The organism is Myxococcota bacterium, assembly GCA_035498015.1.
Taxonomy (GTDB): domain Bacteria; phylum Myxococcota_A; class UBA9160; order SZUA-336; family SZUA-336; genus VGRW01.
In genome coordinates, this window is record DATKAO010000195.1 from 1 (window position 1) to 26,861 (window position 26,861).

Sequence of the window (26,861 nt, forward strand, 5' to 3'; positions counted from 1 at the left end):
GCTGCCGCCGGACCTCTACTACGCGCTCTGGATGGGGCCAGCCGAGGTGTTCACCCGTCTGTGGCTCGCGAGCGGCCGGAGCAAGTCGGCACTGACCCACGCGCAGAAGACACTTCCACCGGCGGCCTGGGAGGCCCTGCGCATGGCGAAACGCGCTCGTCGATGAGGAGACGCTCACGATGAATCCGTGGGCCGGCCGACTCATGTCAATCCGGCTTGCGGTGCTTGTCAGTCCCAGTGACTCCCGCGTATCCTGAGTGAGGACGCGGAGGCGCTCGTGCGGAATTGGCTCTGGATCGGGATCGCGCTCGGGCTGGGGGTCGGCGCGGCGCGGGCAGGCGCGACGACCCTGCTGCAGAGCGAGTGGCGCATGGCCTCCATCGAGAGCACCCAGTGCACGGGCAACCTCTGCTTTCGGACCATCGATACCACGGCTGTCGCTCCTTCTCCCGGGGGCGGCGCCTTCGATGCGGAGCTGAGCGTGCCCGAGCCCTCCGCAGGCTCGGTCAGTCAGCACTCGGTGGTCGGAGTGACTCCGCTCTACTCGGGCCCGATCCAGATCTCGCTGCCCATCCAGACGCTCGACTCGATCCAGGGCAGCGGAAGCGTGATGTCGCTGGTGGCCGCCTATGTGCTGCCGGCCACGTTGGAATCGCAGCTCAGCGAGACCTTCACGACCGACCAGGACACGCGAGTCTCGTTCAGCGGCGAGCTCGACCTCACGACCAGCTCGAGTGACCCGGCGGCAGGCAGCGGGCGGGTGAAGCTGTGCTCCGGGAGCACCTGCCTGTTCTCGCTCACGTTCCAAAACCCGCCGCCGACCGCGGCGCATCCTGGACCGAGCTTCGTCCAGCCGTTCTCGTACGAGGGCACGCTCGCGGCGGGGACCTACACGTTCCTGATCGACGCGGCGCTCTCCCCCGCGAACGACGCGGACCCGGCCCATGGGCAGTCGGCGGGCTGGAGTCTCTCGTTCGTGGTCCCGGAGCCCGGCTCCGCGCTACTCGCGCTGATCGGCCTGATGGGTCTCGCAGCCCGGCGTCAGCCCGCCTTCGAGGCCGCGTTCCGCAGCACCCCGAGATAGCCGTACGACACACAAGCCCGGTCGAGCACGCCGCGCTCGCGCAAGAGCCGGTGGAAGCGCGGCAGCTTGTAGTGCGGGACGGTCATCATCAGGTGGTGCTCGAGGTGGTAGTTCACGCGGTTGGGCGCGATCAAGAGCCGCTCCCACCAGCGCGCGACCGTGGTGCGCGTGTTGTTCAGCGCGTCGTTCGCGTCGGGCGTGAGCGCGTGCTCGGCGATCGAGCGGATGCGAGTCACGAGCCGGTAGGTGGTGAGCCACGCGGCTGGCCACAGCAGATAGAGTGCCGGGTGACCTGCGGCCCACAGGACCGCGAGTAACACGAGGTTCGTCGCGACCACCGGCGCGAGCTTGCGCCAGCCCACGTCGGGCCGCTCGCCGCGGCTCATGCCCTGGTCGCGCTGGTTGCCTCTGCCCCAGCCCAGGTCGCGCATGAACACGGCCTTGGCCTGCTTCAGGCCCGTCTGGCCGCTGAGGTCGCGAATCACTTTGCGGCGGAAGCTGTCGCGCGTGATCGGGAAGGGAGTCACGAGCCCCAGGTCGGGATCCTCGGCGGTGCCGGTCTTCGCGTGATGCACCAAATGGTAGCGGCGGTAGGGCTCGACCTCGGCCCAGATCGGGTAGGCGCACAGCCAGTTGCCGGCCCAGTCATTGAGCCAGCGCGTGCCGAACAGCGAGCGGTGCGCGGCTTCGTGCATCAGGATCGCGAAGCCGAGCTGGCGCGCGCCGATCAGGCACAGCGCGAGCACGATCGTGAGGGGGTTGGGCGCCCAGGCCACGAGCGCCATCGCGCCGAACACCACGGCCCAGTCGAAGGCGATCGACAGCCAGCCGTGCAGGTCGTCGACCTGGAGCAGCTCGCGGCGCTCCTCGATCGACAGCGCGTCGCGCCAGTTCCAGGCCTCCCAGGTCTCCGGGCTCGTGCTCACCTAGTGACTCCCCAGCGCGGCGGCGCGCGCTTCGTCGGAAAGACCCGCGAGGTTCGCGGGCGAGGTGCGGTGCGGCGCGTCGTGCGCCTTCATGAACTCGCGCCAGCAGGCGCGGCCCACGCGGTCGTACTCGCGCATGGCGGCGACCAGCGCCCGGCGCTCGCGCTCGGGCGCGATCGCCTCGGGCAGGCAGGGGTCGAGCGCGATCTCGCGGATCGCGCGCCCGCCCACCAGGAAGGTCTCGACCATGGCCTCGGCCGGAGTGAGTCGCTCGAGCTTCGCGGCGCTGCGCTCGAGCGCCTCGCGCGCCTGGCGCTGCGCGGCGACCAGCGCCTCGGCGTCCCACAGCGCGCGCGCCCGGGCCTCGGTCCTGGGGTCGAGCTCGGACAGGCGCAACACCGAGGCGTGTCGGTCCAGGCCCAGCTCGAGCAGCGCCTCGCGCGCCGCCGTCACGCCGCCGCGCAGGTTGTCGGGCCGGACCCAGAGCCCGGGCGCGAGCCGCGCGAAGCCGAGGAAGGCGAGGGCGCGCGCGTCGCCGCGGCGTGCGGCCCGTCCACCGCGCGCGCCGTGCGTCAGCACGCCCAGCCAGCCGCCTTCCCAGCGCAACGCGCGCTGGTCCGCGGCGAACCAGCCGCCGACGCGTTTCGAGACCGGCTGCGCGCTCGCCGCGAGGCGGTAACGCCCCGGCCCGTCGCGTTCGACGAGGCCTCGGGCCACCAGCCGCAACAGCGCCACGCGCAAGCCGTTCTCGGCGAGCCCGAACAGCGCGGCGGCCTCGACCAGCGCGCGCACGGGGAGGGATCGGCCGCGCGTCGACTGCAAAAGGTCGAGGACCACGCTCTTGGGGCTCGGGCTCACGTGCTCGATATTACAGATATCGTACGTATGCGTCAAATTCTGTAACGATCCGCTTTTCGATACGATGCGCGCATGCGCTTCGGGATCTTCTACGAGCTGTCGGTGCCGCGCCCGTTCGCGCCCGGGGTCGAGCGGTCGGTGTACGAGAACGCGCTCGAGCAGGTGCGGCTCGCCGACGAGCTCGGCTTCGACTTCGTGTGGGCGGTCGAGCACCACTTCCTCGAGGAGTACTCGCACTGCTCGGCGCCCGAGCTGTTCCTCACCGCGTGCGCCATGCAGACCCGGCGCATCCGCGTGGGTCACGGCGCGGTGGTGTGTGTGCCGAAGATGAATCACCCGGTGCGCATCGCGGAGCGCGCCGCCGTGCTCGACATCCTCTCCGGCGGGAGACTCGAGCTCGGCACGGCGCGCTCGTCCACCTGGTCGGAGCTCGCGGGCTTCGAGATCGACCCCGACACCACCAAGCAGACCTGGGACGAGACCATCCGGGCGCTGCCGCGCATGTGGACCGAGGAGCGCTTCTCGTGGCGGGGCATGTCGTTCTCGGTGCCCGAGCGCGCGATCCTGCCCAAGCCCGTGCAGCAGCCGCATCCGCCGCTGTGGGTCACGGTGACTTCGCCCGGCACGGAGCTCGACGCGGCCGAGCGCGGCATCGGGTGTCTCGGGGTGGCCGCGGCGAGCTTCAAGGAGCAGGAGCGGCGCACGAGCGAGTACCGGCGCCGGATCGCGTCGTGCACGCCGATCGGCGCGGTGAACTCACAGGTCGCGACCTTGAACTTCCTGTATTGCCACGAGGACCCGGCCGAGGCCGCGCGCACCGGGCTCGGCATGCTGGGCCTGTTCACCCAAGCCAACACGCAGCTCCTGTTCACGCGCGAGGCCTACCCGACGCGCGCCTACGGGTCACTCGCCAACCTGGCCCCGTCACCTGCCCGGCGCGAAGGCAGCCCCGGTGACTCGAGCGGGATCCCCGAGGGCATGGCCATCGGCGATCCCGACCGGATCGTGCGCGCGATCAAGGAGTGGGAGTCGATCGGCGTCGACGGGGTGAACTTCCTGCTGAACGCCATGGAAGCGATTCCCCAGGAGAAGGTGCTCGCGAGCTTGCGCCTGTTCGCGCGCGAGGTGATGCCGGTGTTCCGCAGGAACGGAGCGCGCTGATGCTCGAGGGCAGGGCCGACGTCGCCGCGCTCGCTCGCCGCGCGCCGCGCCTGGGCGGCTTCGAGACCGAGGCCGTCGTGCTGCCCGGCGTGGAGCTCTTGCAGGTCACCTACGAGCTGGGCGGGCGGCCGCCGGAGTCACTCTTCCCGCCCGCGCTCGCGCCCACGCTTCCGGTTCTGGCCGTGCTGGCCGTGCTGCGCGCCCCGGACGGTCCGCTCGGCCCCTTCGCGCTCGCCGAGCTCCGGCTGAGCTGTCGCTCCGGTGTGCGGCCGCGCCAGCTCCTGGCGGGCGCTTTCGTCGACGGCGAGCCCGCGCGCGCGGCGCTGAACGACCGCTTCGCCTTCGGCGCGCGGCCCGCGCGCATCCGGCTCGAGCGCTTCTACGACCGGGTCGACAGCCGGGTCGAAGCGGAGGGTCAGGTGAGGCTCGAGACGCGTGCGCTCGGACCGCTGCCGCTCGCGCCGGGCGACCTGCAGTTCTTCTCGTCCATGCACCCGGCCGAGACACCCAAGGGCTTCCGGCTGGTGCAGATCGACGCCGACGTGCACGTGACCCGCGCCGAGCGCGCCGCGCCCGAGGTGAGTCACTTCGACGCCGACGCCTTCGGCGTGCCGGGCGCCGCGCTCGCCTGGCCGGTGGCTGCGTTCGTGGCGCTGTGCGACGTGACCCTGCCGCGGGTGCGCTTCGTGTGCCGGCCCGACGTCCACGCCTTCACGGGCACCGAGCGGGTCGGCTAGCCGAGCGCGGCTCCGCGGCGATCCACGCCCGCGCCTTGCGCACCAGCCGCGCCAGGCTCTCGTGCGCCAGCTCCGGGTGGTCGACCTCGGCCGGGAACCAGCGCAGCGCGTTCGACTCACTCGACGCGCGCGGCTCTTCGCCCGGCGCGGCGAGCAAGAGGTAGCGCACGTCGTGGTGCAGGTGCGCAGGCTCGCCGCCGCGCGCCGGGAAGACGTGCACGTCGACGTCGAACGGCACGGGTCCGAGTGAGTCGCGCTGTGCGAACTCGAGCTTCGCCAGCCCCGACTCCTCTCGCGCCTCGCGCAGCGCGACCGCCGGGGTGTCCGGGTCGCCATCGGAGTGACCGCCGCACTGCAGCCAGCGCCCGAGCTTGGCGTGGTGTGCCAGCAGGAACGCGCGCCGGTCGGGCGAGACGATCCACGCCGAGCCAGTCACGTGGCCCGGTACGCACGTTCGCTCGAAGCAGTCCGGATTGGCGCGCACGAACTGGATCACGTGGTCGACGGCGATGCGCTCTTCGGGATGACGCCCGAGATAGCGAGCGAGCTGGTCGAGCAGCGGCGCGCGCGGGTCGGTCACGAGCCGAACTCTACGCGACCGCGGCCGCGTGCACGCGGAGAATTCCGATACGATGCCCCCAGGGCACCAGGGGAGGACCGGGGCATGAGCCTTCGAATCTATTTGCAGAACACCTCGCCGGGCAAGGCCAAGGAAGCCAACTGGCTGCCGGCGCCCAAAGGAGACCAGCTAGGAGGAAGCGATGCGCGGTGACCCGGCGGTGATCGAGGCTCTGAACGGAATCCTGACCGCAGAGCTCACCGGCATCAACCAGTACTACGTCCACGCGAAGATGTGCCAGAACTGGGGCTACCAGCGCCTGTGGAAGCACAACTACGACGAGGCGATCGACGAGATGAAGCACGCCGACAAGGTCATCGAGCGCATCCTGTTCCTCGATGGCGTGCCCAACATGCAGCGCTACATGCCCGTGCGCGTGGGTGAGACGGTGGTCGAGCAGTTCAAGCTCGACCTCCAGATGGAGCTCGACGCCGTGAAGCGGTACAACGACGCGATCGCGCTCGCGGGTCAGAAGGGCGACGCCGGCACGCGCGAGATACTCGAGCATCTCTTGAAGGGCGAGGAGGAGTCGGTCGACTGGCACGAGGCGCAGCTCGGCATGATCGAGACGATCAGCGCCGAGCGCTATCTCGCGGAGCAGATGAAGGACTAGTCTGCCGGCGGACCCTTGGCCTTGTACACGAGCCGCCCGCGCGCGCCGCGGGCGCCGCGCGCGCCACGGTCGTAGCGCAGGTCGAGCTGGAGGCTCAGCGTCGCGCCTTTCTTGCCCAGGGTGACGCTGCCCTTCGAAGTCACCTGGTCCGGATAGAACGTGAGCGTCGGCGAGGGCGGGTCGGCCTGGTCGGCCGCCACGAGCTCCGCCCCGGCCTCCGCGAACACCGGCTCGAGCGCGCTCATCGCCGCGATGTCGAGCTCGAGCCCGAGCCTCGTGCCGCTCTGGTTGCGCTTCACGATGCTCCCGGTGAGCCCCGCCTCGGCCTCGCAATCGGCGGGCGCGCACAGCTCGAAGCGGTCGTTGTCGAACAGGATCAAGAGCTCGGAGTCAGTGGTGGTCTCGTGCGAGAAGCCGCGCAACCGGGCGTCGCGCTTCACGCTCACCTGGTAGAGCGCGATCGGCTCGCCGAGCTCGGTGTCCTGCGCCTCGGCGTTGTCGCCCACGCCGTCCTCGTCGTCGTCGGTCTGTTCGAGCGGATCGATCGGGAACGCGTCCGTGTCGTCGCAGACCGAGTCACCGTCGAGATCGGACGTGCCGCTGGGGTCGTTCGGGCAGCCGTCTTCCTTGTCACCCACGCCGTCGCCGTCGCTGTCGACTTGCTCGTTCGGGTCGTCGGGGAATGCATCCTCGTTGTCGCCGACCTTGTCGCCGTCGCTGTCGAGCCACTCGTCGAGCTTGGTCGGGAAGGCATCGTTCGGGTCCGGGATGCCGTCGTGGTCCCAGTCCCGGCCCGCGGCCGCGTGCTCGAACGGGAAGAAGTCGCGCGAGTCGGGTGAATGGTCGCGGTCCAGATCGCCCGTCCCGGGGAAGAGCTCGCTGACCGTGGCATCCGCGCCGTCGCCGCGCACGATCCACTCGCGGCCCTGGCGCTCGGCCGTGCGGATCGGGCCGGTCGAGACCAGGGCGCCCTTTGCAAGTCCCAGGTCCTCGCTCGTCAGCCCGCAGCCGTTCGTTCCGGAGGCCCCGCCCAGCGTCACGACCGCATCTCCCAGCGCGAAGAGCTGACCCTGGGCAAGCTGCGGGATCTGAGTGATCTCGAACGGGTCGGTCGAGAGCTCGAGCCCGTCCGGCGCGATCAGGCGCCCGCCCGAGGCCAGGCTGAGCGGCTGCGCGGCGCGCGGCGCGTTCGGGTCGGGCGCGTTGGGATCCAGGGGGTCGAAGACGCCGAGCGCGTTCGGGTCCGAGCTGGCGGCTTCGCCGAGCGTGCCGTCCGTGTCGACCGGCTGGGCGAAGGCGCCCAGGAGGTGCCCCTGGTTGCGCACCGAGAACAGCGTGCGAGTCACTGCATCGAAGGCCATGTCGTCCCAGCTCGGGATGTCGACCGGGGGCGGCGCGTTGGGGTCGTTCGGATCGTTCGGCTCCTCGGGCGCGATGAAGTCACCCACGTCGGCCTCGGAGACGACCTCGCCCGCCGCGTTCAGCACGAGATAGTGATTGTGGTCGACGCAGACGACCACCTGCTGGTCGGTGGTGGTCATGCCGCACAATGAGCTGGCGTCGGAGAGCGCCTCCTCGGCGAATGGAAGCTCGTCGGCGTCGTCCATCAACGAGCGCAGGCTGAGCGAGGGCGGGTCCGCGCGCGCGATCACGAGCGCGTTCAGCGGCGGCAGAAAGGCCAGCTCGTCCGCGCTGTCCGCGAGGCTGAGCGGCGGCCGCGCGCTGCCGGCGAGCAGCGAGAAGCGCAGGATCTGCGCATCCTGCAACACGTGCAGCACGCCCGCGGGGCTCACGATCTCTGGATCGCTCGACACGGAGCAGGTCGGCGCGGTCGGCTCCGTCTGCTGGGCGCGCGCGAGCGCAGCGATGCCCAACGCGAGGCAGCCCAATAGAACCGCAGCGGGTCTCACCCGCCGATTCTACCCGAAGCGAGTCATTCCGAAGTTGCCGCCGAGATACGCACTGCCGGAGACTCCTCCTGCGCCGCGAGCCTGCGCGCGGCGGCGAGACGGCGCTCGAGCTCCGGCAGCTCGGCGGCGGCCCACTTCGCGGTCTCCGAGCGGAAGCTCGTCTTCTCCTCGCGGAAGTCCGCCACGGCCGCCGCGTCGGCTTCGATCGCCGCCAGGAGGTAAGCCTGGTCGAACTCCGGGCCGCGCGCCGCCGCGACTCGGATGTACTCCTCCTGATGGGGCTCGGACAGGTCGGACGGCAGCTCGAGGTCGTCGGCGCGCGCCGCACGAGTGAGCGCCTTGCGCGCGTCGGTCCAATCTTCGAGCACGTGGCGCGCATGGTCGTAGATCTCGCGCCGGACACAGTGACTCAGGGCGACGTCCGCGAGCCGCGCCTGGAGCATCCCCGCGCTGCCCGCGCGGTCCAGAAACGACTGCTCCCGCTCCTGCGGCGTCGTGGGCCGCTGACAGCCGACGAAGGCGAGCACGCCGAGGAGTACGGTCAGCCACCACGACATGGCTCGCGTGCAGAGCAAGGCGCGTACCGTGCTGCGTCGCGAAACACCGCCCGGGTCTCGCCGGGGCGCGCAAATTTGTAGAATGGCCGGCCATGGTCGAGAAGCGAGTCGATCCCGAGCTCTGCGTGCGACTCGCGCGCGAGTACGGCACGCCGTACTTCCTGTACGACGCCGGAGTGATTCGCGCCCAGCTGGCGAGGCTGCGGGCCTTCGACGTGGTGCGCTTCGCGCAGAAGGCGCTCTCCAACCTGCACGTGCTGCGGCTCATGCGGGCCGAAGGGGCGTTGGTCGACGCCGTCTCGGCCGGCGAGCTCGAGCGCGCCCTGCGCGCCGGCTACACGGGCGCGGGCGAGCCCGCCGGCGTCGTGTTCACGGCCGACGTGATCGACCCCGAGACCCTGGACCGGGTGATCGCGCTCGACGTGCCCGTGAACGCCGGCTCGGCCGACATGCTCGAGCAGGTGGGCGCGCGCCGGCCCGGCCACCGCGTCTGGCTGCGCGTGAACCCCGGCTTCGGCCACGGACACAGCCGCAAGACCAACACCGGCGGGCCGTGGAGCAAGCACGGCATCTGGCACGAGCACCTGGGCGAGGCGCTGCGCTCGATCGAGAAGCACCGCCTCGATCTCGTGGGCCTGCACATGCACATCGGGTCGGGAGCCGACTTCGCGCACCTGCGGCGGGTGTGCGACGCCATGGTGAGTCAGGTGCGCGCGCTCGGCCTCGATTTGCGCGCGATCTCGGGCGGTGGCGGGCTGCCGATCCCGTACCGGCGCGGCGAGCCCGAGTTCGACACGGCCGCGCTCCACTCACTGTGGGACGCGGCGCGGCGCGAGATCGAAGCCGCGCTCGGCCATCGCGTGTCGCTCGAGATCGAGCCCGGCCGCTTCCTGGTCGCGCAGAGCGGCGTGCTGGTCTCGACCGTGCGCGCCGTGAAGCGCATGGACGCCACGCGCTTCCTGCTGGTCGACGCCGGCTTCAACGACCTGATGCGGCCCGCCATGTACGGCAGCTACCACGAGATCTCGGTGCTGCGTGCGCGCGGCGAGGCGGCGAGCGGCGCGACCGAGCCCACGGTGGTCGCGGGGCCGTTGTGTGAGTCCGGCGACGTCTTCACCCAGGAGGAGGGCGGCGTGGTCGTGACTCGCGAGCTGCCTTCGGCCGTGGTCGGCGACCTGGTGGTGCTGCACGACGCCGGCGCCTACGCGGCCTCGCAGGCCAGCAACTACAACTCGCGCCCGCACCTGCCGGAGCTCCTGCTCGACGGCGGCCACGTGCGCGAGATCCGCCGCCGCCAGACGATCGACGACCTCTTGGACCTCGAAGAGATCTAGGGACCGACCGACTTCTTCTTGCGCGCCGCGCGTCGCTTCTCGAGCTCTGCCGTGACCGCGTCGGGCGCGTAGCGGCGCTTGTCGTCTCTCATCCGCTTGGCGACGCGCTCGCGCAGCTCGGGGTCGCCGAGCGCCAGCATGCGCGCTGCCAAGAGCGCCGCGTTGCGCGCGCCGTTCACGGCCACGGCCGCGACCGGCGTGCCCGGGGGCATCTGCAGCACCGAGAGCGCGGCGTCCACGCCGTTCATGGCGCCGCCGCCGCACGGCACGCCGATCACCGGCAGGGTGGTGTGCGCTGCCGCCACGCCGGGCAGCGCCGCGGACATGCCCGCGAAGCCGATCACCACGCGATAGCCTTCCTTCTCGGCGTTCTTCACGGCGTCGACGGCCTCGTCGGGCGTGCGGTGCGCGGACAGCACGCGCACCGTGGAGCCGATCTCGAGCTCGGTCAGGGTCTCCTCGCAATCGAGCACCAGATCGAGGTCGCTCGGGCTGCCGCAGATCAGGAGCACGGTCGGGGCGGTCGATTTCATGCGCGGGATTGGAGCGTCGCCCCTCTTTCGCGTCAAGCGAATCTTCGATAACGAGTGCGCTCGATCACAGAGTGAGCGCGCGGGCATTCCGTAGCGTCCGCGGTCACTGGAAGGAGCTCGCATGAAACGGGGTTTGGGAGTGAAGAGCATTGCCGCCGTCGCGCTGGTCGTCGCGCTCGGGGCCACGGGCTGTGCGTCGAGCGGCGACCTGGCCGCCGCGCAGGCGGACGCCGCCGACGCGAAGCGCATCGCGCAGGAGGCGAACGCGAAGGCCGACCGCGCCGCCGCTGACGCCGCGGCCGCACGCGCCGCCGCCGATCAGGCTGCGGAGGAAGCAAAGAAGGCCAGCGAGAAAAGCGACCGGATCTTTCAGCGCACGCTCCACAAGTAGCGCGGACCCGGCAGCGGCCGGCGCCGATCCGCCGGCCGCCCTCGACCCGCCTGCCGAGTCACCGGGCAAGGCGAGCTTCGTCCTCGTGCTGAAAGGCGCGAGGCGGCTCTTGCTCTTGCGCGGCGACCACGTGCTGCGCGAGTACGAGGTCGCGCTCGGCCGCAACCCGAGCGGTCCGAAGCGCAATCACGGCGACGGGCGCACGCCCGAAGGGCGGTACTTGCTCGACTGGCGCATCGACGACAGCAAGTTCCACCGCGCGCTGCACGTCTCCTACCCGAACGAGCGCGACCTCGACTTCGCGCACCGGGCCGGGCTCGACGCGGGCGGAGGGGTCATGATCCACGGACTGCCGCGCGACGCGAGCTGGATCGGCGGGCTGCACAGCGACTACGACTGGACCAACGGCTGCATCGCCGTGTCGGACGACGAGATGGACGAGATCTGGGAGCTCGTGGATGACGGGACGCCGATCGAGATCCGCCCGTAGGGCGCTGCTCGCGTGCGCCGCGCTTGCCGTCGCCGCTTGCGCGCGCGCGCCCGAGGTGCCGCGCTACCTGCTCGAGAACCCGCCGCCTTCGAGCGACCTCGTGGGCAAGCTCACGTTCCGGGACACCAAGCAGGACGAGACACTGGTCGACATCGCGCCGGAGCTGCGCATCGGCTACGTGGAGCTCCTGGCCGCAAACCCCGGTGTCGACCCGTGGCTGCCGGGAGAGACGCGGCTGGCCGTGCCCGGCGCCCGGCTCCTGCCCAGCGGCAAGCGCGAAGGCATCGTGGTGAACCTGGGCGATCTGCGGCTGTACTACTTCGCGAAGGGCGCGCCGCCGCGCTCGTACCCGATCGGCATCGCCAAGGACGGCTATGCGACACCCACCGGTGTCACCTCGGTGAAGGGCAAGAAGGAGAAGCCCACCTGGGTGCCGGGTGAGTCGGCGCACCGCGACGACCCGAATCTGCCCGAGGCCATCCCGCCCGGGCCGAAGAACCCGCTGGGCGAGTACGCGCTCTATCTCGGCTGGCCCTCGTATCTCATCCACGGCACGAACGAGCCGCGCGGGGTGGGGCGCCACTCGAGCCGCGGCTGCATCCGGCTCTACCCGGAGGACATCGCGGAGCTGTTTGCCAAGGTCGACGTGGGCACACCCGTGCGCGTGGTGAACGAGCCGGTGAAGCTGGGCTGGATCGCGGGCGAGCTGTATCTCGAGGTGAACCCCGACCCCGACCAGTCACTCGAGCTCGACGAGACCGGGAAGATCGCCGCACCCAAGCCCGCCCGAGGCCTGCGCGAGCTCGTGACGCGCGTCGCGGGCAAGGAGGCCAAGCGCATCGACTGGCCGCTCGTCGAGAAGGCGGGGCAGAAGCGGATCGGGGTGCCGACCCGGATCACGAAGCCCAGCCCGCCGCCCGCGGCTGCGCCCGCTGCCCCGGCCCCGAAGTCCGGCTGAAAAAATCGCTTGCCTCGCCTTCCTGGTTCGTGTATGTAGCGATCGTTACAGAACGGAGGGGCCAAGAAATGGACGCGAGCGAGTACCTGGGCCGGGTCCGAGACCTCCTGCCGGCGCTGCGCGAGCGCGCGCCGGAGTGCGAGGCGCTGCGGCGCGTGCCCGACGAGACGTTCAAGGAGTTCCAGGCGCGCGGGCTGCTGCGCGCGCTCCAGCCCAAGCGCTGGGGCGGGTTCGAGCTCGACCCCTGGACGTTCTACGAGGCCGTGATGGAGGTCGCGGGCGCGTGCGCGTCGAGCGGCTGGGTGCTGGGCGTGCTGGGCGTGCACAACTGGCAGCTCGGGCTCTTCGCCGAGGCCGCGCAGCGCGACGTGTGGGGCAACGACAGCTCGGTGAACGTCTCCTCGTCCTACGCGCCCACGGGCAAGGTCGAGCGCGTGCCGGGCGGCTTCCGGCTCTCGGGCCGCTGGTCGTTCTCGAGCGGCTGCGACCACTGTGACTGGGTATTCCTGGGCGGAGTCGCTCCCGGCGAGGGTCCGCTGCCCGACATGCGCACCTATCTGGTTCCGCGCAGCGACTACCGCATCGACGACAACTGGCGCGTCGCGGGTCTGTGCGGCACCGGCAGCAAGGACATCGTGGTGGACAGCGCGTTCGTGCCCGAGCACCGCACGCACCGCTTCGTCGACGGGTTCTCGCTGAAGAGCCCGGGCCAGGAAGTGAACCCCGGCGTGCTGTTCCGCCTGCCGTTCGGCTGCGTGTTCGCGTGCGCGATCGCGGTGCCGGCGATCGGCGCGGCCCAGGCCGCACTGGGTCACTTCACGAGTCTCACGCGCGGGCGCGTGAGCGCCGCGGCGGGCGCCAAGGCGGCCGAGGACCCGTTTGCGCAGGCGCGGCTGGCCGATGCGGCGGCCGCGGTCGACGCGGCGCGTGAGTCCATGCGGCGTGACTGGCGCGAGCTCATGGCGCTGGCCGAGGCGGGGCAGGGCATTCCGCTCGGGCCGCGCGTGCGCGCGCGCTTCGACGCGGGCCAGGCCGTGGCGCGCGGCGTGCACGCCGTGGACCGCTTGTTCGAGGCCAGCGGCGGCCGCGCGATCTTCCTCGACAACCCGATCCAACGCGTGTTCCGCGACGTGCACGCCATGCGCGCGCACGCCATCAACAACCCGGACAAGGCCAGCCGGATGTTCGGCCGCTTCGAGCTCGCGCCCGACGCGCCGCCATCCGACGCCACCGACCTCTTCATCTGACTCACGACAAAGGAGACTCGAGCATGACTTCCGTACGACAGCTCGGCTATCTCGGCCTGGAAGTGAGCGACCTCCCGCGCTGGGAGAAGTTCGCGGTGGATCTCCTGGGCCTCGAGCCGGGCCGGCGCGGCGCCGACGGCTCGCTGGCGCTGCGCCTGGACCAGTACGAGCAGCGCATCGTGCTGCACCCCGGCCCGGCCGACGACCTGCGCTATCTCGGCTTCGAGGCGGCGAACGACGCCGAGCTCGAGGCGCTGGGCGCGGGGCTGGTGCGCGCGGGCTACACCGTGACCGAGGGCAAGCCCGAGACTGCCGCGGCGCGCCGCGTGACTCGCCTGCTCGAGACGGCCGATCCGACCGGCATTCCGGTCGAGCTCTACGTGGGCGCGGCGCTCGCGCAAAAGCCCTTCACCTCGCCGCGAGTCAGCTCGGGCTTCGTCGCCGGCGAAGAGGGCCTGGGTCACGCCGTGATCTGCGCCAAGGACCCCGAAGCCACCGAGCGCTTCTATCTCGAGCTGCTGGGCATGCGGCTCAGCGACCGGGTGAAGATCGCGCTGAATCCCCAGTTCACGCTCGAGATCCGCTTCCTGCACGCGAACCCGCGCCATCACTCGATCGCGTTCGCCTCGGTGCCCATGCCCAAGCGCCTGCACCACTTCATGATCGAGGTGCGCTCGCCCGACGACGTGGGCCGCGCGCACGACCGCATGGTCGAGGCGGGCCAGAGCTTCAGCATGGACCTGGGCAAGCACCCCAACGACGGGATGTTCTCGTTCTACGCCAAGACGCCCTCGGGCTTCGACGTGGAGTTCGGCTCGGGCGGCGTGAAGGTCGACGACGCGACCTGGTCGGTGAAGACCTACGACCACGTGAGCACCTGGGGTCACAAGCCGGTCCCGGCGAAGGGGGCCTGAGGTGCGCATCGGCTGGAACGGCGGCGGCGCGCACACGCGCCTCGACGCGATCCGCGCCGAGGCGCGCCGCGCGGCGCAGGAGGGCTTCGCGAGCTACTGGCTGTCGCAGGCCCTGGGGCCCGACGCGCTGGTCGCGCTCGCGGTCGTCGGCGCGGAGACTCCGGGCATCGAGCTCGGCACCTCGATCGTGCCGCTCTACGGCCGGCACGTGCTGGTGTTGGCCGCGCAAGCGCTGACCGCCAACGCCGCGGCCGGCGGGCGGCTGGTGCTGGGCATCGGCCCCTCGCACCAGCCGGTGGTCGAGGGCATGTTCTGCGAGAGCTACGCGCGGCCCTTCACGCGCACGCGCGAGACACTCACGGCCCTGCGCGCGCTGTTCGCGGGCGATGCCGTCGAGCTGGCGGGCGAGGAGGTGCGCGCTCGCGGACGGCTCGCGCTCGCGGGCGCGTCCCTGCCGGTGCTGGTCGCGGCGCTCGGGCCGCGCATGCTCGAGCTCGCGGGCCGCGAGGCAGCGGGCACGATCCTGTGGATGGTGGGCGCGCGCACGGTCCGCGCGCACATCGCGCCGCGCATTCGCCAGGCCGCGCAGGCCGCGGGCCGGCCGGCGCCGCGCATCGTGGCCGGCGTGCCGGTGTGCGTGACCGACGACGTCGCGCGCGCGCGCGAGTTCGCGGCGCAGAAGCTGCGCATGTACGGCGCGCTGCCGGCATACCGCGCCATGCTCGAGCGCGAGGGCGTGAGCGGCCCCGAGGATCTGCTCGTGGCGGGCTCCGCGTCGAAGGTGCGCGACCAGCTCGCAGAGTACGCGGCGGCCGGCGCCACCGACCTGCGCGCGGGCGCGCTCTGCGCGAGTGAGTCGGAGACCGAGCGCACGCGCGCGCTCCTGGCCGAGCTGGCGCGCCAGGGAGGGCTCGAGTGACTGCCCCCGGCCGCATCGACGTCCACCACCACATCCTGCCGGCCGACTACGTCGGCGCGCTGGCGCAGCTGGGAGTCACCGGCGGCGGCGACATCCCCTTCCCGCGCTGGGACGTGGAGAGCACGCTGGCCATGATGGACCGCCAGGGCATCGCCCTGGCGGTGACCTCGATCTCTGCGCCCGGGCTGCACTTCGGCGACGACCGCGCGGCGCGCGAGCTGGCGCGGCGCTGCAACGAGATCTCGGCCAAGCTCGTGGGCGAACACCCGACCCGCTTCGGCGCGTTCGCGGTGCTTCCGCTGCCCGACCTCGACGGCGCGCTGGCCGAGCTCGACTACGCGCTGGGCGCGCTGCGCCTCGACGGCGTGGTGCTGCTCTCGAGCTGGTCCGACGGCAGCTATCTCGGCGACGCGCGCTACGACGAGCTGATGAGCGAGCTGCATCGCCGCCACGTGCCGATCTTCGTGCACCCCACGGTGCCCAAGACCAGTGAGTCGATCCGCCTGGCGGCGCCGGGCGCCGCGGGCGAGTTCGTGTTCGACACCACGCGCGCGGTCATGAACCTGGTGTTCTCGGGCACGCTCGAGCGACTGCCCGGGCTCTCGATCATCCTGTCGCACGCGGGCGGCACGATCCCGTACCTGGTCGGTCGGGTCAGCCTCATGGGCACGCTCCCGCACCTGCGCGAGCGCGCGCCCAAGGGCGTGCCGCACTATCTGTCGCGCCTGCACTACGACACGGCGCTCTCGGCCAACCCGAACGCGCTGCGCTCCCTGCAGGAGCTGGTCGGCCCCGACCACATCTTGTTCGGCAGTGACTTCCCGTTCGCGCCCGAGCCGGTCGCGAAGCTCTCGATCGACGGCCTGGCCGCGTATCCCGGCTTCGACGCCGCGGCCCGCGCGCGTATCGAGCGCGAGAACGCGCTCGGGCTCCTGCCGAGCGTGGCGGCGCGGCTGCGAGCCGGGCGGTGACGCGCGCGGTCGAGCGCGCGCCGACGCGCAAGGAGCAGCAGGGCGCGGAGTCGCGCCGGCGCATCCTCGACGCCGCGGCGGCGCTGATGGCGGAGCGCGGCTTCGCGGGCACGAGCATCTCGGAGGTGAGTCGCAAGTCCGGGCTGCCGGCCAGCTCGATCTACTGGCACTTCGAGAGCAAGGAAGGTCTGCTGGGTGCGGTCATGGAGGAAGGCGCGCAGCGCTGGTTCGACGAGCTCGAACGCGAGGGCGGCAACCAGCGCGGCGGGCCGATGGGCGCGCGCACCGCGGCCGCGCTCTCGCAGCACCCGGAGTTCCTGCGCTTCATGTTTCTGATCGCGCTCGAGCGCAAGCACGTGGACAAGGCGTCGCTGGGCGCGATCCGGCGCGTGCGCAAGCTCGCCCTGGTGCGGCTGCGCGAGTCGATCCGGCGCCTGCTCGAGTCACAAGGCGCCCACGGCCAGGACGAGCTCGCCGACCAGCTCGCGCTGTTCGCGCTCGCGGTCGCCGACGGCGCGTTCCTGCAGGACCACATCGATCCACGCGCGAGCGACCTGGTGCGCACGATCGAGCTGCTCGACCGCGCGCTCTTCGCGCTCGTGCACGACGCGCAGCTCAGAAAGCCAGGCTGACTCGCGCGGTCCCGCGCGCGAAGCGCGGGAAGACCTGCCGGAAGACGAAGGCCAGGATCCCGCTGCGCAGGAGCAGCGGTCCGAACGTGCCGACCACGAGCTCCGCCCAGCGGGAGCGCTGCATCAAGAGCGCCGGCGCCCGGGTCTGGATGGCCTGGATCTCCTTCACCTCCGGGAGTCTCTCGGCCGTCACGCGCGCCGCGGCCGCGTCGAGCTCTGCGGCTGGCGCACCCGCCAGCAGCACCGGGCCGAGCTGGTTGGCGGCCACGACCGCGTCGCGCAGGGCGATGTTGATGCCCTGCGCGCCGACGGGTGACATCGGGTGCGCGGCGTCGCCCAGCAGGAGCACGCCCGGTGCGCTCCACAGGTCGAGGTGGTCGCACACCACGTCGAGCAGGAACGGGTGCGTGAGCTCGCGCGCGTGCGCGCGCAGCCAGTCGGTCAGGTCGGCGGGCAGGTTCTGCGCCAGCTGCTCGAGCCAGTGCTCGATCCCGCCCTTGCGGATGTCGCCGTAGGTCCCCTTGTCGATCGCCCAGCCGAGCTGCAGCATGGCGTCGGGTGACTCGAAGGCGATCGCGAAGTGGCGCCGGCCGACGCAGCCGCGCACGCGCCCGCGCATGAACTCGGGCAGCGGCAGCTTGACCCACACCACGTCGAACGCCTGCGCCTCGCGCGGCCGTTCGAGGCCCGCGCGCTTGCGCACGAGTGACGCGCGCCCGTCGCAGCCGATCACGTAGTCCGCCGCGACGTCGCGCGCGCGGCCGTCGGCCTCGATGCGCAGGCCAGTCACCCGACCCCCCGCGTGGATCAGCTCGCGCGCGACCGCGCCGCGCAGCAGCGTGAAGCCGGGCGACTTCTCCGCCTGCGCCACCAGCATCTCGAGCAGCGCGGGCTGGGAGACGAAGCGGGGCAGGGGCAGGTCCGGCGGCAGCGAGGCCACGTCGACGTGCAGCCCGTGACGGCCGTTGAGATACACGTCGAGCCCGGTGATGCGCGCCTGCGGCAGGCGCTCCAGCTCGGGCCCCAGACCCATCTGCTGCAGCGCGTCCACGCCGCCCGGCATGAGTCCCTCGCCCCGGAACTCGCGCGCGAAGTCGCTCTGGCGCTCGAGCAGAGTGACTCGCACGCCGCGCCGCGCCAGCAGGTAGGCGAGCGCCGCGCCCGCGGGACCCGCGCCGGCGATCGCCACGTGGTGTGAGGGCATGGCCCGAGAGTACCGGCTTGACCGGAGACGTGGACTGACGGTAACGTCACCGACTGACATGGCCGTCAGTCGAAAGCGCACACCGCGCCGTACGCGAGATCCGGGCCGCGCCGCCGAGCGCGCTCGGGCCGCGACCCGGGCCCGGCTGCGCGCCAGCGGCCAGAAGCTGCTCGCCGAGCGCGGCCTGCACGCCGTGACCAGCCACGAGATCGCCAACGCCGCGGGCGTGGCCGCCGGCACGTTCTACCTGCACTTCCGCGACAAGGAGGAGCTGTTCCGCGAGCTCGTGTTCGACGCCGTGGCCGAGCTCCTGGCGCGGCTCGAGCGCTCCGTGCTGCCCCTGCGCGAGAACCCCGAGGCGGCGGCGCGCGCCCGCGCCGAGACGCTGCTCGGGTTTGCGGAGGAGCACGCCGAGCTCGTGCGCCTGGCCTTCGGGCGCGGCGCCGAGGCGGCCTCGGGCGTGGGCGCCGAGGCGCTCAGCCAGCTCGTCGAGCGCCTGGAGCGGATCATCTCCATGCAGGGCAAGGGCGGGAGCGGGCTGCACCCCGGCGTCGCCGCGCAGGCGCTGGTCGGAATGTGGGCGCGCGTGGCCACCTGGTGGGCCGAGTCACCCGGGCGCGCGCCGCGCGCCGCGGTCGTGGAAACACTGGTCGATCTCCAGCTCTCGGGGATCCGAGGAGGCCGTTCATGAACCCGTCGACGCACATCACGCACAACTCCGCCTACAACACGGTCGACCGCGACGACTTCCGCTCGATGATCGAGGTGGAGCGCTACGGGGAACGCAGCGACGCGTTCGACCAGATCATCTCGGCCACCGAGGACCACTTCTGGGACCCGCTCGATCCGGCCTACGTCGACTTCACGCACGAGTTCGACCTGCGCGAGCGCACGATCATGCCGCGCGACTTCACGGTCGAGCTGAACTGCGCCGTCGCCGACCGACTCACTCCTGCGCAGCAGGTGGAGCTGGCGAACGAGAGCACGCGCTTCACGCTGTCGTCGATCCTGCACGGCGAGCAGGGCGCGCTCTCGCTGTCGGCCTCGCTGTGTCAGATCATGAAGGACCCGGGCGCCCAGGAGTACGCCGCCAACCAGGCGCGCGAGGAGGCGCGGCACGTGACTGCCTTCTCGCGCTACGTGCAGGCGCGCTGGGGAACGCCGCTGGCCGTGGGCCCGACGCTCGGGAACCTGCTGAACGAGCTCGTGCTCGCGCCCGAGGTGTACAAGAAGCTGGTGGGCATGCAGATGCTGGTCGAGGGCCTGGCGATGGGCGCGTTCGCCACCATCCACTCACTCACCGACGATCCGCTGCTGCGCCGCACGGTGCAGCTGGTCATGACCGACGAAGCCTTCCATCACCGCTTCGGGAAGATCTGGGCCGACCGCACCGTGCCCAAGCTCAGCGAGGAGGAGCACGAGCGGGTCGAGACCTGGGCGGCGAAGTGCTTCCAGACGCTGCTCTTCAACCTGGTCAACTCCGAGCAGAAGCAGCACATCTACACGCGCTTCGGCCTCGACTGGCAGTGGGTGCGCAGCGCCGTGCTCGAAGCCTTCAGCGACTCGGACCGCCGCCGCATGATGACCCGCAGCACGAACATCTTCCGCGTGCTGATCAAGACCCTGCTCAAGGCCGGCATCATTACCGAGCGCACGCGCGCCACCTACGCGACCTGGGTCGACATGGACGAGCTCGCGCGGGAGCACGACGAGGTCGTGGGCCAGGACGTGGCCGACGCCGCGATGGTCGAGCTCCAGGACATCAACCGCGGGCGCAAGAAGATCGGGAAGGTGAAGCGGGCCGTGTCCGCCTGATTCGGGCCTAGCTCTTCGAGCCGGCGCGGTCGTCGGGGCGGGGCGAGCCGCTGGGCGGCTCGCGGTACGTGATGAAGCCGTGCGTGGGGTCGTACGGAGAGACTCCGCACTGCACGCGGTCGCCCTGAATGACTCGGATGTGGAAGCGCCGCATGCGGCCCGAGAGCTGGGCGGTGATCTCGCTGCCGTTCTCGAGCTTCACGAGATAGCGGCCACCGCCGAGGATCTTGGTGATGGCGCCGGACACCGTGATGAGGTCTTTTTTGGACATCGGGCGGCCGGCATTATAGCGGCGGTCCGTCGACCTGCAGCAGGGGCGGCGCCGACTCCGTCTGGATCGTGGTGTGCGCCACCGCGTACTCCTGGTGCAGCAGGCGATGCACCGCGCGGCGCACCGCCTCCGGATCCGCGCCCGGCGCGAGGTCCACATGTGCGCTCATGGCGGGAAAGCCGCTGCCGACCGTCCAGATGTGCAGGTCGTGGATGCGCGCGACTCCGGGCACGGCGCGCACCCGCTCGGCGATCTGGTCCAGGTCCAGGTGGCGCGGCGCGCCTTCGAGCAGGATGTCGACCGACTCGCGCGTGAGCCGCAGCGCGGACCACACCAACAGCACCGCGATCGCGAGCCCCGCCAGCGCGTCGGCCTGCTGCCAGCCGAACGCCAGGATCGCGGCGCTGGCAGCGATCGCCGCGAGTGACCCGAGCGCGTCGGCGGCCACGTGATAGAGCGCGGCGCGCACGTTCAAGTTGTCGCGTGCGCCGCGCATCAGGAGGAGCCCCGAGACCAGGTTCGCGATCAGCCCCACGACCGCGATCCCGAGCATCGCACGGGCCCGCACCTCGTGCGGCGTCGCGAGCCGCGAGAACGACTCCACGGCCACGCCGACCGAGACGCCGCCGAGCAGGAGGCCGTTCAGCAGCGCCGCCAGCACCTCTGCGCGCCCGTAGCCGAAGCTGTGGCGTGGGCCGCGCGGCTGGCTCGCCGCCCAGGCGGCGAACAGCGCGATGCCGAGCGCGCCCGCGTCAGTCAGCATGTGACCCGCGTCGGCGAGCAACGCGACCGAGCCCGTGAGGAAGCCGCCCACGGCCTCGACCACGAGCACCGTCGAGGTCAGCGCGAACGCGCGCCACAGCGCCGCGGAGCTCGAGCTCGGGCGCGACTGGGCGTGTCCCGCCCCGTGCGAATGCCCGTGGGAGTGCGCGTGCGGGTGCGCGTGCCCATGGTCCTGGATCACGCCCGACTCACCTCCGCCTTTCAGCTTGCCTCACGGTAGAATCGCGGGCCAGGAGGGACCATGGAACGACTGTGGCTTGTCCCCACGTTCGCCATTCTGACTCTGCTTCTGGTCGGGCCGACGCTGGCCTTCGTCCACGCCGTGCCGGGGCTGCTCGGCTTCAGCCTGGTGCTGCTGGCCGCGCTGATCGGCGTGGTGTTCGGCATCGGCCTCGCGGGCGCGGCCGCGTTCGCGACCGTGACGAACAAGCCGTGGCGCCCGCGCGCGCTGCGCGCGGCGATCGTGCCGCTGCTCGTGGGCCTGCCCGTGCTCGCCATGGCGGGCATGTCCAAGGTTCCGCGCATCCACGACATCTCCACCGACCCGTCCGATCGGCTCGAGTTCACGCCCGAGGTGAAGGCGCTGTCGATGAACCAGGACGCGGAAGGCGAGGAGCGCACCTGGGTCGAGACCCAGCAGCGGCAGAGCTATCCGGACGTCGTGCCCATCCATGTCGACCTGCCGCCCGCCGGCGCCTTCGAGCGCGCCAAGGCCGTCGCCGACCGCATGCCCGGCTGGGTGGTGACTCACGCCGACGCGGACGCGGGCCGCATCGAGGCCACGGCGACCTCGCGCCTGTTCCACTTCGTCGACGACGTGATCGTGCGCGTGAAGCCCGACGGCGCGGGCGCGCGCATCGACGTGCGCTCGCGCTCGCGGGTGGGTCAGAGTGACCTCGGCGCCAACGCCGCGCGCATCGAGGCCTTCGCCCAGGAGCTGCAGAGGAAGAAGACCGAGTGACTCGCGCGCTATGAGGCGGACGGCTTGGCCAGCTCGGCGTCGATCATGGCCCCCATGCCTTCCACCGACCGTCCGCCGGGCTTGACCTTCTTCCCGCCGATGAAGATCGTCGGCGTGCCGCGCACGTCGACGGTCGAGCCCAGCGCGATGTCGGCGTCGATGCGCTTGGCGTAGGCGGCGCCGTTCTTCTCGAGATCGGCCTTGAAGCGCTTCACGTCGAGCCCGGCCTGCTTCGCGAGCTCCTCGCCCTTCGACGGGTCGAGCGTGCGCTGGTTCTGGATCAGCACGTCGTGCATCTCCCAGAACTTGCCCTGCTCCTGCGCCGCGAGTGACCAGACCGCCGCGGGCCGCGCCGTCGAGTGCATCGGCAGCGGAAACTGCTTGTACACGAAGCGCACGCCCTTCGGGTACTTCTGCAGCACCTGCGTGATGATCGGCGCGGCGCCGGCGCAGTACGGGCACTGGAAGTCCGAGAACTCCACGATCGTGACCTTTCCGTCCGGGTCGCCGCGCACCGGCGAGTCACCCACGGCGATCGTGTAGACCTTGTCGTACTCCTCGCCCGCCGCCTGGCGCGGGAGTCGGTCCTGGATCGCGTTGAGCTTGGTCAGGATCTCGTCCTGCTTGTCCTGGATCGCCTGCAGCTGCTTCTGCGAGGGATTGCCGCAGGCCAGGACGAGGAGACCCGCCGCCGCCACGAACCGCATCTTCGCCATGGCGGCGCAGGTTAGATCAAGCGCGCTGGCGCCACCACGCGAAGATGCCCAGGAGGAGCAGCGCCTCGGGCAGCGCGAAGGCCAGGAAGTAGAAGTAGGCGACGGTCTGCTGCAGCGTCAGCGGGTCCTGGTTCGGGGTCCAGCCCTTGTCGGACAGGGCGATGCGCTGCTCGTCGTTGCCGAGCCAGCGCACCGCGTTCAGGAACAGGTCGCGGTTGTAGAGCGCCTCGAGCAGCCGGTTCGACACGAACTCGCGGTCGCCGATCACCACGATGCGAGCTTCCTGGCTCGAGTCCTCCTCGCTGCCCGCGCGCGGGTAGCGCCCGGTCGCGACCAGCGAGATCTCGTGCGGATCGCTCGAGTCCGGGGGCGCGACGTCGCGGCCGGCCAGCGCCGCCGCCACGTCGTGACTCACCCACGAGCGCGGGCTGGCGAAGGCCGCGCGGTCGAGCTTCGCGCCGGCGCTCGGGTTCCTGCCCAGCTCGGTCGGCCGCGCGCGCGGCAGGAGGGTCATGGTGCGCGGCCCGAGGTTGCGAGTCACCGGGTTGTACGGCGCGTACCGGTGCACCAACAGGTTCACCGGCTTGGGGTCCTGCAACAGCGGGCTCGAGGCGCGGTCGAGCACCACGGCGTCGTCGAGCACGAAGCCCCAGCGCGGCAGGAACTGGGAGTAGAAGTTCGAGCGCTGACCCGCCTCGGCCAGCACGAGCATGCGCCCGCCGCGCGCGAGATAGCGGTCGAGCACCGCCAGCTCCTCGGGCATGAGATCGCGCTCGGGCGCGGCCACCACCACGAGATCGGCGTCGGCGGGGACCTCGGAGGCCGCCGGGCCGACGAACGCCTGCGGGTCGAAGCCCTGGTCGCGCAGCATCGCGGCCACGCCCGAGTAGCCCGTGTCGGACTCGCTGGCCAGGTCGATCTCGCCGTGGCCGACCGTGAAGTACACCCGGATCGCGCGCTCGCGCGTGAAGCGGGCGACGGCATTGGTGATGTTGCGCTCGGACGGATAGCCGACCGGGTCGCACACGTCGTGCCGGCAGGCGATCACCGTGGTGGCGGTCGTGGTGTAGAGGTCGCGCGCGGCCTGGGGCGGCTCGCGCCGGCTGGCGTCGCGGATCTGCACGCCGGGGCAGGAGTCACCGTAGGCGTCGACCAGGAGCCTCACGTCCTTGGCGAGCAGCGCGTCTTCGAAGAACACCAGCTCGACCGGCGGGCCGCCCTTCTTCTCGAGCTCGTGGCACAGCTCGATGCTCTCGTCGGAGAGCGTGTACTGCCGGTCCACGGTGAGGTCGATGCGCGCGGTGACTGCATGTGCCCACACGTCCAGGCCGACCACGCCGGCGAACACGCCGAGCAGAATCGCGATCCAGCGCACGACCACCCGGCGTGACTCGCTGCCCGAGAAGCCGCGGAAGCGGCGCGCTTGGGCGATCGCGCCCAGCACGAGCAGCACGAGCCCGATCGCCACGTTGGCGCCCGAGAAGGCCGACATGCCGTGCAGCGAACGCGTGGCGTAGTACGAGCCGACCCCGACCAGGATCATGACCACGCCGGCGGCGGGCAGGAAGGTCATCAGCGCGCCCGGGACAGCTCGAGCGACGCGACCGACAGCAGCCAGCCCAAAAGCGCCACGCCCTCGAAATACACCACGTTCCGCAGCTCGATCACGCCGCGCGCGAAGGACCCGTAGTGACTGAGCAGCGCGGCCTCGCGCAGCACCGCGGCCACGCCTTCCGAGACCGTGTTCGAGAGCCAGGCGAAGTCGAGCAGCACGAACGGGATCGCGTAGCCCAGCACCGCGGCCACGATCTGACTCGAGGTGAACGACGAGCAGGCCAGGCCCAGCGAGGCGATCGCGCAGCCGTAGAACAACTGCCCGAGCAGGAGCGCCGCCAGGTGCTCCATGCCCAACGAGGCCCGCAGCACCACCACGGCCGGGTAGATCGCGCTGCCCAGCAGCAGCAGCGCCACGAACGCGTAGGTGACGGCATGCTTGGCGAACGCCACCTCCCAGGGGCGCAGGCCGCTGGTGAGCAAGAGCTCGTCGGTGCCGTTCGCGCGCTCCTCCGCGAAAACCCGCATGGTCACGAGCGGCAGCACCACGAGCAGGAACAGGCCGAAGTCGTCGGCCGAGGGCACGAACACCTCGTTCAGCACGTTGATGCGGGTCGGGACCGTGCCCTGGTCGAAGCCGCCGCCCGTCATGCCCTCCGACTGGTACACGAACAGGAGCTGGTTGTAGCTGACCAGGTGCTGGAAGAAATAGATGCCGGTGAGTGCCACGTAGACGGTGAGCACCACGTACGCGATCGGCGACGCGAACAGCTGCCGCAGCTCCTTCCGGCACAGCGCGCGCATCCGCAGCATCATGGCGCGAACCCCGAGTGAGTCCCGACCTTGGCCAGGAACAGGGCCTCGAGACTCCCGCCCGCGCGGATCTCGTCGGCCGTGGCGATCGCCGCCAGGCGGCCGCGGTCGAGCAGCGCCACGCGGTCGCACAAGAGCTCGGCTTCGTGCAGCTGGTGCGTGCACAGGATCACGGTGTGCTGGCCGCGGAAGCCCGCGATGATGCGCCGCAGCTCGATCTGCTGCGCGGGATCGAGCCCGACGGTCGGCTCGTCGACCACGAGCAGCGCCGGCTCGTGCAAGATTGCCTGCGCCAGCGCCACGCGCTGGCGGAAGCCCTTCGAGAGCACCCCGATGCGCCGGTGCATGACTTCCTCGAGGCCCAGGCGCTCGCTCGCCACCGCGACCGCCGCGCGCAGGCGCGCGCCGGACAGCCCGCGCAGCTCGCCCATCAGGCGCAGGAACGCGTCGACCCGGTGGTCGGCGTAGAGCTTGGGCTGCTCGCACGCGTAGCCCAGCCGGGCCTGCACCTGGAAGCGCTGGCGGGTCACTGACAGGCCGTCGACCCGCACGTCGCCGTCCGAGGCCAGCCAGTAACCGGTCAGGATGCGCAGGAAGGTCGTCTTGCCGGCGCCGTTCGGTCCGATGATCCCGAACACTTCCCCCGCCGCGATCTCGAGCGACAGAGCGTCGAGCGCAACGAGCGAACCGAAGCGCTTGGAGACGCGCTGTGCCTCGATCTTCGCGCTCATTTCGGCTGCCACCCTACGCTACGCGCTTCGAAACTCGCAACGCGCTTGTTTGACCGTGAAAAAACGCGGGCGATAGAATCACCCGGTGAATTTCGCGTTCTCGGAAGAGCAGGAGCTCCTGCGCAGCACGGCGCGGGAGTTTCTCGCCAGCAAAGCGCCCATGACGTCTGTGCGCGCTCTCATGGACGACCCGCGCGGCTTCGATCCGGGACTGTACGCGCAGATGGCCGAGCTGGGCTGGCTGGGCCTGCTCCTGCCCGAAGAGTACGGCGGGGCGGGGCTGTGCCTGGTCGACGAGGTCGTGGTCGCCGAAGAGCTGGGTCGCGCGCTCACGCCGTCGCCGTTCTTCGCGACCTTCCAGGGCTCGCTTGCGGTGCTGCACGGCGGCACCGAGACCCAGAAGAAGGAGCTCCTGCCCGACGCCGCGGCCGGGCGGAAGATCCTCTCGTTCGCGATCACCGAGGAGTCCGGCAGCGAGGACGCCGACGAGCTCGCGACCCGCGCGGAGAAGCGCGGCGCGGGCTTCTCGCTGAGCGGCACGAAGCTGTTCGTGCCCGACGGTCAGAACGCCGACGTGCTGGTCGTGGCCGCGCGCAACAGCGGACCCGGCGAGGACGGAATCTCGCTCTTTCTCGTGGAGCGCGGCGCGCCGGGCCTCAGCACGGTGCCGCTGCTCTCGCTCGACCAGACGCGGCGCATCGCCGAGGTGCGGCTCGAGAGCACGCCCGCGCAGCTCCTGGGCGCGCCGGGCTCGGGCTGGGCCACCTGGCGGGCGCTGCGCAATCACGCGCTCGTGCACCTTTCCGCCGAGGCGGTGGGCGGCTCCCAGAAAGTGCTCGAGGACTCCGTGAAGTACGCGAAGGAGCGCGTGCAGTTCGGCAAGCCGATCGGCGTGAACCAGGCGATCAAGCACAAGTGCGCCGACATGCTGATCCAGGTCGAATCCTCGAAGTCGATCACCTACTACGCGGCCTGGGCGGTGGCCGAGAACACCGACGAGGCGGAGCTCGCCGCGTCGATGGCGAAGGCGTATACGGCCGACGCCTACCGTGCTACGTCCGCCGAGAACATCCAGATTCACGGCGGCGTCGGCTTCACCTGGGAGTACGACTGCCACCTGTACTTCAAGCGCGCCAAGGCGCTGGAAGTCACCTACGGC

Annotated in this window: 30 protein-coding genes; 17 read left to right on the forward strand and 13 right to left on the reverse strand. The window is 71.2% G+C overall.

All coding sequences use genetic code 11. The features are described 5' to 3' along the window. The first annotated feature begins 481 nt into the window (after nucleotides 1-481). Nucleotides 482-1,084 carry a PEP-CTERM sorting domain-containing protein gene (locus VMR86_17075; GenBank protein ID HTO08763.1) on the forward strand — a complete coding sequence of 201 codons (603 nt, stop codon included), beginning with the start codon at nucleotides 482-484 and terminating at the stop codon, nucleotides 1,082-1,084. Here the strand turns inward: VMR86_17075 and VMR86_17080 are convergent. Beyond that, entirely contained in the window at nucleotides 1,042-2,010 is a 969-nt protein-coding gene (locus VMR86_17080) for a fatty acid desaturase family protein (GenBank protein ID HTO08764.1), read from the reverse strand. The two genes, VMR86_17075 and VMR86_17080, sit on opposite strands and share 43 nt — an antisense overlap. Next, the gene (locus tag VMR86_17085; GenBank protein HTO08765.1) at nucleotides 2,011-2,868 is read right to left on the reverse strand and encodes a PaaX family transcriptional regulator; all 858 of its coding nucleotides are present in this window, start codon (nucleotides 2,866-2,868) and stop codon (nucleotides 2,011-2,013) included. Between the two features lie 72 nt (nucleotides 2,869-2,940). Between VMR86_17085 and VMR86_17090 the strand changes: the two genes are divergently transcribed. After that, nucleotides 2,941-4,029, forward strand: a complete 1,089-nt coding sequence (locus VMR86_17090) for an LLM class flavin-dependent oxidoreductase (GenBank protein HTO08766.1) — start codon at nucleotides 2,941-2,943, stop codon at nucleotides 4,027-4,029. Beyond that, nucleotides 4,029-4,766 carry a hypothetical protein gene (locus VMR86_17095; GenBank protein HTO08767.1) on the forward strand — a complete coding sequence of 246 codons (738 nt, stop codon included), beginning with the start codon at nucleotides 4,029-4,031 and terminating at the stop codon, nucleotides 4,764-4,766. The genes VMR86_17090 and VMR86_17095 overlap by 1 nt, the downstream gene beginning before the upstream one ends. On the opposite strand, the gene VMR86_17100 is transcribed toward VMR86_17095, so the two are convergent. After that, on the reverse strand, nucleotides 4,741-5,346 hold the full coding sequence (locus tag VMR86_17100) for an NUDIX hydrolase (protein HTO08768.1): 606 nt from the start codon (nucleotides 5,344-5,346) through the stop codon (nucleotides 4,741-4,743). The two genes, VMR86_17095 and VMR86_17100, sit on opposite strands and share 26 nt — an antisense overlap. A gap of 181 nt (nucleotides 5,347-5,527) precedes the next feature. On the opposite strand from VMR86_17100, the gene bfr reads away from it, so the two are divergent. Then, nucleotides 5,528-5,998, forward strand: coding sequence for a bacterioferritin (bfr, locus tag VMR86_17105; protein ID HTO08769.1), 471 nt, complete (start codon nucleotides 5,528-5,530; stop codon nucleotides 5,996-5,998). Here the strand turns inward: bfr and VMR86_17110 are convergent. Together VMR86_17110 and VMR86_17115 are read right to left on the reverse strand one after the other, a co-directional pair. Beyond that, complete coding sequence (locus VMR86_17110; GenBank protein HTO08770.1) at nucleotides 5,995-7,908, reverse strand: hypothetical protein; 1,914 nt, start codon at nucleotides 7,906-7,908, stop codon at nucleotides 5,995-5,997. The genes bfr and VMR86_17110 overlap by 4 nt on opposite strands. A gap of 23 nt (nucleotides 7,909-7,931) precedes the next feature. Next, nucleotides 7,932-8,465 (reverse strand): DUF4142 domain-containing protein, encoded by a 534-nt coding sequence (locus VMR86_17115; protein HTO08771.1) that lies wholly within the window; start codon nucleotides 8,463-8,465, stop codon nucleotides 7,932-7,934. 92 nt (nucleotides 8,466-8,557) lie between these two features. On the opposite strand from VMR86_17115, the gene lysA reads away from it, so the two are divergent. Continuing rightward, nucleotides 8,558-9,799, forward strand: coding sequence for a diaminopimelate decarboxylase (lysA, locus tag VMR86_17120; GenBank protein ID HTO08772.1), 1,242 nt, complete (start codon nucleotides 8,558-8,560; stop codon nucleotides 9,797-9,799). Here the strand turns inward: lysA and purE are convergent. Further along, nucleotides 9,796-10,332: a 5-(carboxyamino)imidazole ribonucleotide mutase gene (purE, locus tag VMR86_17125; protein ID HTO08773.1), complete on the reverse strand. Its 537-nt coding sequence runs from the start codon at nucleotides 10,330-10,332 to the stop codon at nucleotides 9,796-9,798. The two genes, lysA and purE, sit on opposite strands and share 4 nt — an antisense overlap. 139 nt (nucleotides 10,333-10,471) lie before the next feature. On the opposite strand from purE, the gene VMR86_17130 reads away from it, so the two are divergent. The 8 genes from VMR86_17130 (at nucleotide 10,472) to VMR86_17165 (ending at nucleotide 16,854) form a co-directional block, all read left to right on the forward strand. After that, nucleotides 10,472-10,723 (forward strand): alanine-zipper protein, encoded by a 252-nt coding sequence (locus tag VMR86_17130; GenBank protein HTO08774.1) that lies wholly within the window; start codon nucleotides 10,472-10,474, stop codon nucleotides 10,721-10,723. 85 nt (nucleotides 10,724-10,808) lie between these two features. Continuing rightward, nucleotides 10,809-11,213, forward strand: coding sequence for a L,D-transpeptidase family protein (locus VMR86_17135; GenBank protein ID HTO08775.1), 405 nt, complete (start codon nucleotides 10,809-10,811; stop codon nucleotides 11,211-11,213). A 55-nt stretch (nucleotides 11,214-11,268) separates the two neighbouring features. Next, a complete protein-coding gene (locus VMR86_17140; protein HTO08776.1) occupies nucleotides 11,269-12,171 on the forward strand; it encodes a L,D-transpeptidase family protein in 903 nt (300 codons plus the stop codon). A 68-nt stretch (nucleotides 12,172-12,239) separates the two neighbouring features. Then, the gene (locus VMR86_17145) at nucleotides 12,240-13,418 is read left to right on the forward strand and encodes an acyl-CoA dehydrogenase family protein (GenBank protein ID HTO08777.1); all 1,179 of its coding nucleotides are present in this window, start codon (nucleotides 12,240-12,242) and stop codon (nucleotides 13,416-13,418) included. 23 nt (nucleotides 13,419-13,441) lie between these two features. Continuing rightward, entirely contained in the window at nucleotides 13,442-14,332 is an 891-nt protein-coding gene (locus VMR86_17150; protein ID HTO08778.1) for a VOC family protein, read from the forward strand. A gap of 1 nt (nucleotide 14,333) precedes the next feature. Next, entirely contained in the window at nucleotides 14,334-15,251 is a 918-nt protein-coding gene (locus VMR86_17155) for a TIGR03564 family F420-dependent LLM class oxidoreductase (protein ID HTO08779.1), read from the forward strand. Continuing rightward, on the forward strand, nucleotides 15,248-16,222 hold the full coding sequence (locus tag VMR86_17160; GenBank protein HTO08780.1) for an amidohydrolase family protein: 975 nt from the start codon (nucleotides 15,248-15,250) through the stop codon (nucleotides 16,220-16,222). Before VMR86_17155 ends, VMR86_17160 begins: the two co-directional genes overlap by 4 nt. Next, the gene (locus tag VMR86_17165) at nucleotides 16,219-16,854 is read left to right on the forward strand and encodes a helix-turn-helix domain-containing protein (GenBank protein ID HTO08781.1); all 636 of its coding nucleotides are present in this window, start codon (nucleotides 16,219-16,221) and stop codon (nucleotides 16,852-16,854) included. Before VMR86_17160 ends, VMR86_17165 begins: the two co-directional genes overlap by 4 nt. Here the strand turns inward: VMR86_17165 and VMR86_17170 are convergent. Then, entirely contained in the window at nucleotides 16,838-18,058 is a 1,221-nt protein-coding gene (locus VMR86_17170; protein ID HTO08782.1) for an FAD-dependent oxidoreductase, read from the reverse strand. The two genes, VMR86_17165 and VMR86_17170, sit on opposite strands and share 17 nt — an antisense overlap. Nucleotides 18,059-18,116: 58 nt before the next feature. Here VMR86_17170 and VMR86_17175 point away from each other — a divergent pair, with 58 nt between their 5' ends. Both VMR86_17175 and VMR86_17180 read left to right on the forward strand, forming a co-directional pair. Further along, on the forward strand, nucleotides 18,117-18,749 hold the full coding sequence (locus VMR86_17175; protein ID HTO08783.1) for a helix-turn-helix domain-containing protein: 633 nt from the start codon (nucleotides 18,117-18,119) through the stop codon (nucleotides 18,747-18,749). Continuing rightward, nucleotides 18,746-19,873 (forward strand): ferritin-like domain-containing protein, encoded by a 1,128-nt coding sequence (locus VMR86_17180; GenBank protein HTO08784.1) that lies wholly within the window; start codon nucleotides 18,746-18,748, stop codon nucleotides 19,871-19,873. Before VMR86_17175 ends, VMR86_17180 begins: the two co-directional genes overlap by 4 nt. A 7-nt stretch (nucleotides 19,874-19,880) precedes the next feature. Here the strand turns inward: VMR86_17180 and infA are convergent, their stop codons facing one another. Both infA and VMR86_17190 read right to left on the reverse strand, forming a co-directional pair. Next, entirely contained in the window at nucleotides 19,881-20,144 is a 264-nt protein-coding gene (infA, locus tag VMR86_17185) for a translation initiation factor IF-1 (GenBank protein ID HTO08785.1), read from the reverse strand. Between the two features lie 13 nt (nucleotides 20,145-20,157). Next, nucleotides 20,158-21,108 carry a cation diffusion facilitator family transporter gene (locus tag VMR86_17190; protein HTO08786.1) on the reverse strand — a complete coding sequence of 317 codons (951 nt, stop codon included), beginning with the start codon at nucleotides 21,106-21,108 and terminating at the stop codon, nucleotides 20,158-20,160. Between the two features lie 60 nt (nucleotides 21,109-21,168). Between VMR86_17190 and VMR86_17195 the strand changes: the two genes are divergently transcribed. Next, nucleotides 21,169-21,888, forward strand: coding sequence for a DUF1499 domain-containing protein (locus tag VMR86_17195; GenBank protein HTO08787.1), 720 nt, complete (start codon nucleotides 21,169-21,171; stop codon nucleotides 21,886-21,888). Between the two features lie 8 nt (nucleotides 21,889-21,896). Here the strand turns inward: VMR86_17195 and VMR86_17200 are convergent, their stop codons facing one another. Genes VMR86_17200 through VMR86_17215 form a run of 4 tightly spaced genes read right to left on the reverse strand, consistent with a single transcriptional unit; the run spans nucleotide 21,897 to nucleotide 25,702 of the window. Continuing rightward, the gene (locus VMR86_17200) at nucleotides 21,897-22,604 is read right to left on the reverse strand and encodes a thioredoxin domain-containing protein (protein HTO08788.1); all 708 of its coding nucleotides are present in this window, start codon (nucleotides 22,602-22,604) and stop codon (nucleotides 21,897-21,899) included. Nucleotides 22,605-22,620: 16 nt separating this feature from the next. Further along, nucleotides 22,621-24,177 carry a DUF4350 domain-containing protein gene (locus VMR86_17205; protein ID HTO08789.1) on the reverse strand — a complete coding sequence of 519 codons (1,557 nt, stop codon included), beginning with the start codon at nucleotides 24,175-24,177 and terminating at the stop codon, nucleotides 22,621-22,623. Continuing rightward, entirely contained in the window at nucleotides 24,177-24,974 is a 798-nt protein-coding gene (locus tag VMR86_17210) for an ABC transporter permease (GenBank protein HTO08790.1), read from the reverse strand. The genes VMR86_17205 and VMR86_17210 overlap by 1 nt, the downstream gene beginning before the upstream one ends. Next, on the reverse strand, nucleotides 24,971-25,702 hold the full coding sequence (locus VMR86_17215; GenBank protein ID HTO08791.1) for an ABC transporter ATP-binding protein: 732 nt from the start codon (nucleotides 25,700-25,702) through the stop codon (nucleotides 24,971-24,973). Before VMR86_17215 ends, VMR86_17210 begins: the two co-directional genes overlap by 4 nt. Before the next feature lie 85 nt (nucleotides 25,703-25,787). Between VMR86_17215 and VMR86_17220 the strand changes: the two genes are divergently transcribed. Beyond that, the coding region (locus VMR86_17220) for an acyl-CoA dehydrogenase family protein (protein HTO08792.1) at nucleotides 25,788-26,861 on the forward strand (1,074 nt) is incomplete at its 3' end.

Coding starts and splice junctions, on each gene's coding strand:
- VMR86_17090 (HTO08766.1), top strand. CDS start 2,941: ATGCGCTTCGGGATCTTCTACGAGCTGTCGGTGCCGCGCCCGTTCGCG.
- VMR86_17095 (HTO08767.1), top strand. CDS start 4,029: ATGCTCGAGGGCAGGGCCGACGTCGCCGCGCTCGCTCGCCGCGCGCCG.
- bfr (HTO08769.1), top strand. CDS start 5,528: ATGCGCGGTGACCCGGCGGTGATCGAGGCTCTGAACGGAATCCTGACC.
- VMR86_17115 (HTO08771.1), bottom strand. CDS start 8,465: ATGTCGTGGTGGCTGACCGTACTCCTCGGCGTGCTCGCCTTCGTCGGC.
- lysA (HTO08772.1), top strand. CDS start 8,558: ATGGTCGAGAAGCGAGTCGATCCCGAGCTCTGCGTGCGACTCGCGCGC.
- purE (HTO08773.1), bottom strand. CDS start 10,332: ATGAAATCGACCGCCCCGACCGTGCTCCTGATCTGCGGCAGCCCGAGC.
- VMR86_17145 (HTO08777.1), top strand. CDS start 12,240: ATGGACGCGAGCGAGTACCTGGGCCGGGTCCGAGACCTCCTGCCGGCG.
- VMR86_17150 (HTO08778.1), top strand. CDS start 13,442: ATGACTTCCGTACGACAGCTCGGCTATCTCGGCCTGGAAGTGAGCGAC.
- VMR86_17170 (HTO08782.1), bottom strand. CDS start 18,058: ATGCCCTCACACCACGTGGCGATCGCCGGCGCGGGTCCCGCGGGCGCG.
- VMR86_17175 (HTO08783.1), top strand. CDS start 18,117: ATGGCCGTCAGTCGAAAGCGCACACCGCGCCGTACGCGAGATCCGGGC.
- VMR86_17180 (HTO08784.1), top strand. CDS start 18,746: ATGAACCCGTCGACGCACATCACGCACAACTCCGCCTACAACACGGTC.
- infA (HTO08785.1), bottom strand. CDS start 20,144: ATGTCCAAAAAAGACCTCATCACGGTGTCCGGCGCCATCACCAAGATC.
- VMR86_17195 (HTO08787.1), top strand. CDS start 21,169: ATGGAACGACTGTGGCTTGTCCCCACGTTCGCCATTCTGACTCTGCTT.
- VMR86_17200 (HTO08788.1), bottom strand. CDS start 22,604: ATGGCGAAGATGCGGTTCGTGGCGGCGGCGGGTCTCCTCGTCCTGGCC.
- VMR86_17205 (HTO08789.1), bottom strand. CDS start 24,177: ATGACCTTCCTGCCCGCCGCCGGCGTGGTCATGATCCTGGTCGGGGTC.
- VMR86_17210 (HTO08790.1), bottom strand. CDS start 24,974: ATGATGCTGCGGATGCGCGCGCTGTGCCGGAAGGAGCTGCGGCAGCTG.
- VMR86_17215 (HTO08791.1), bottom strand. CDS start 25,702: ATGAGCGCGAAGATCGAGGCACAGCGCGTCTCCAAGCGCTTCGGTTCG.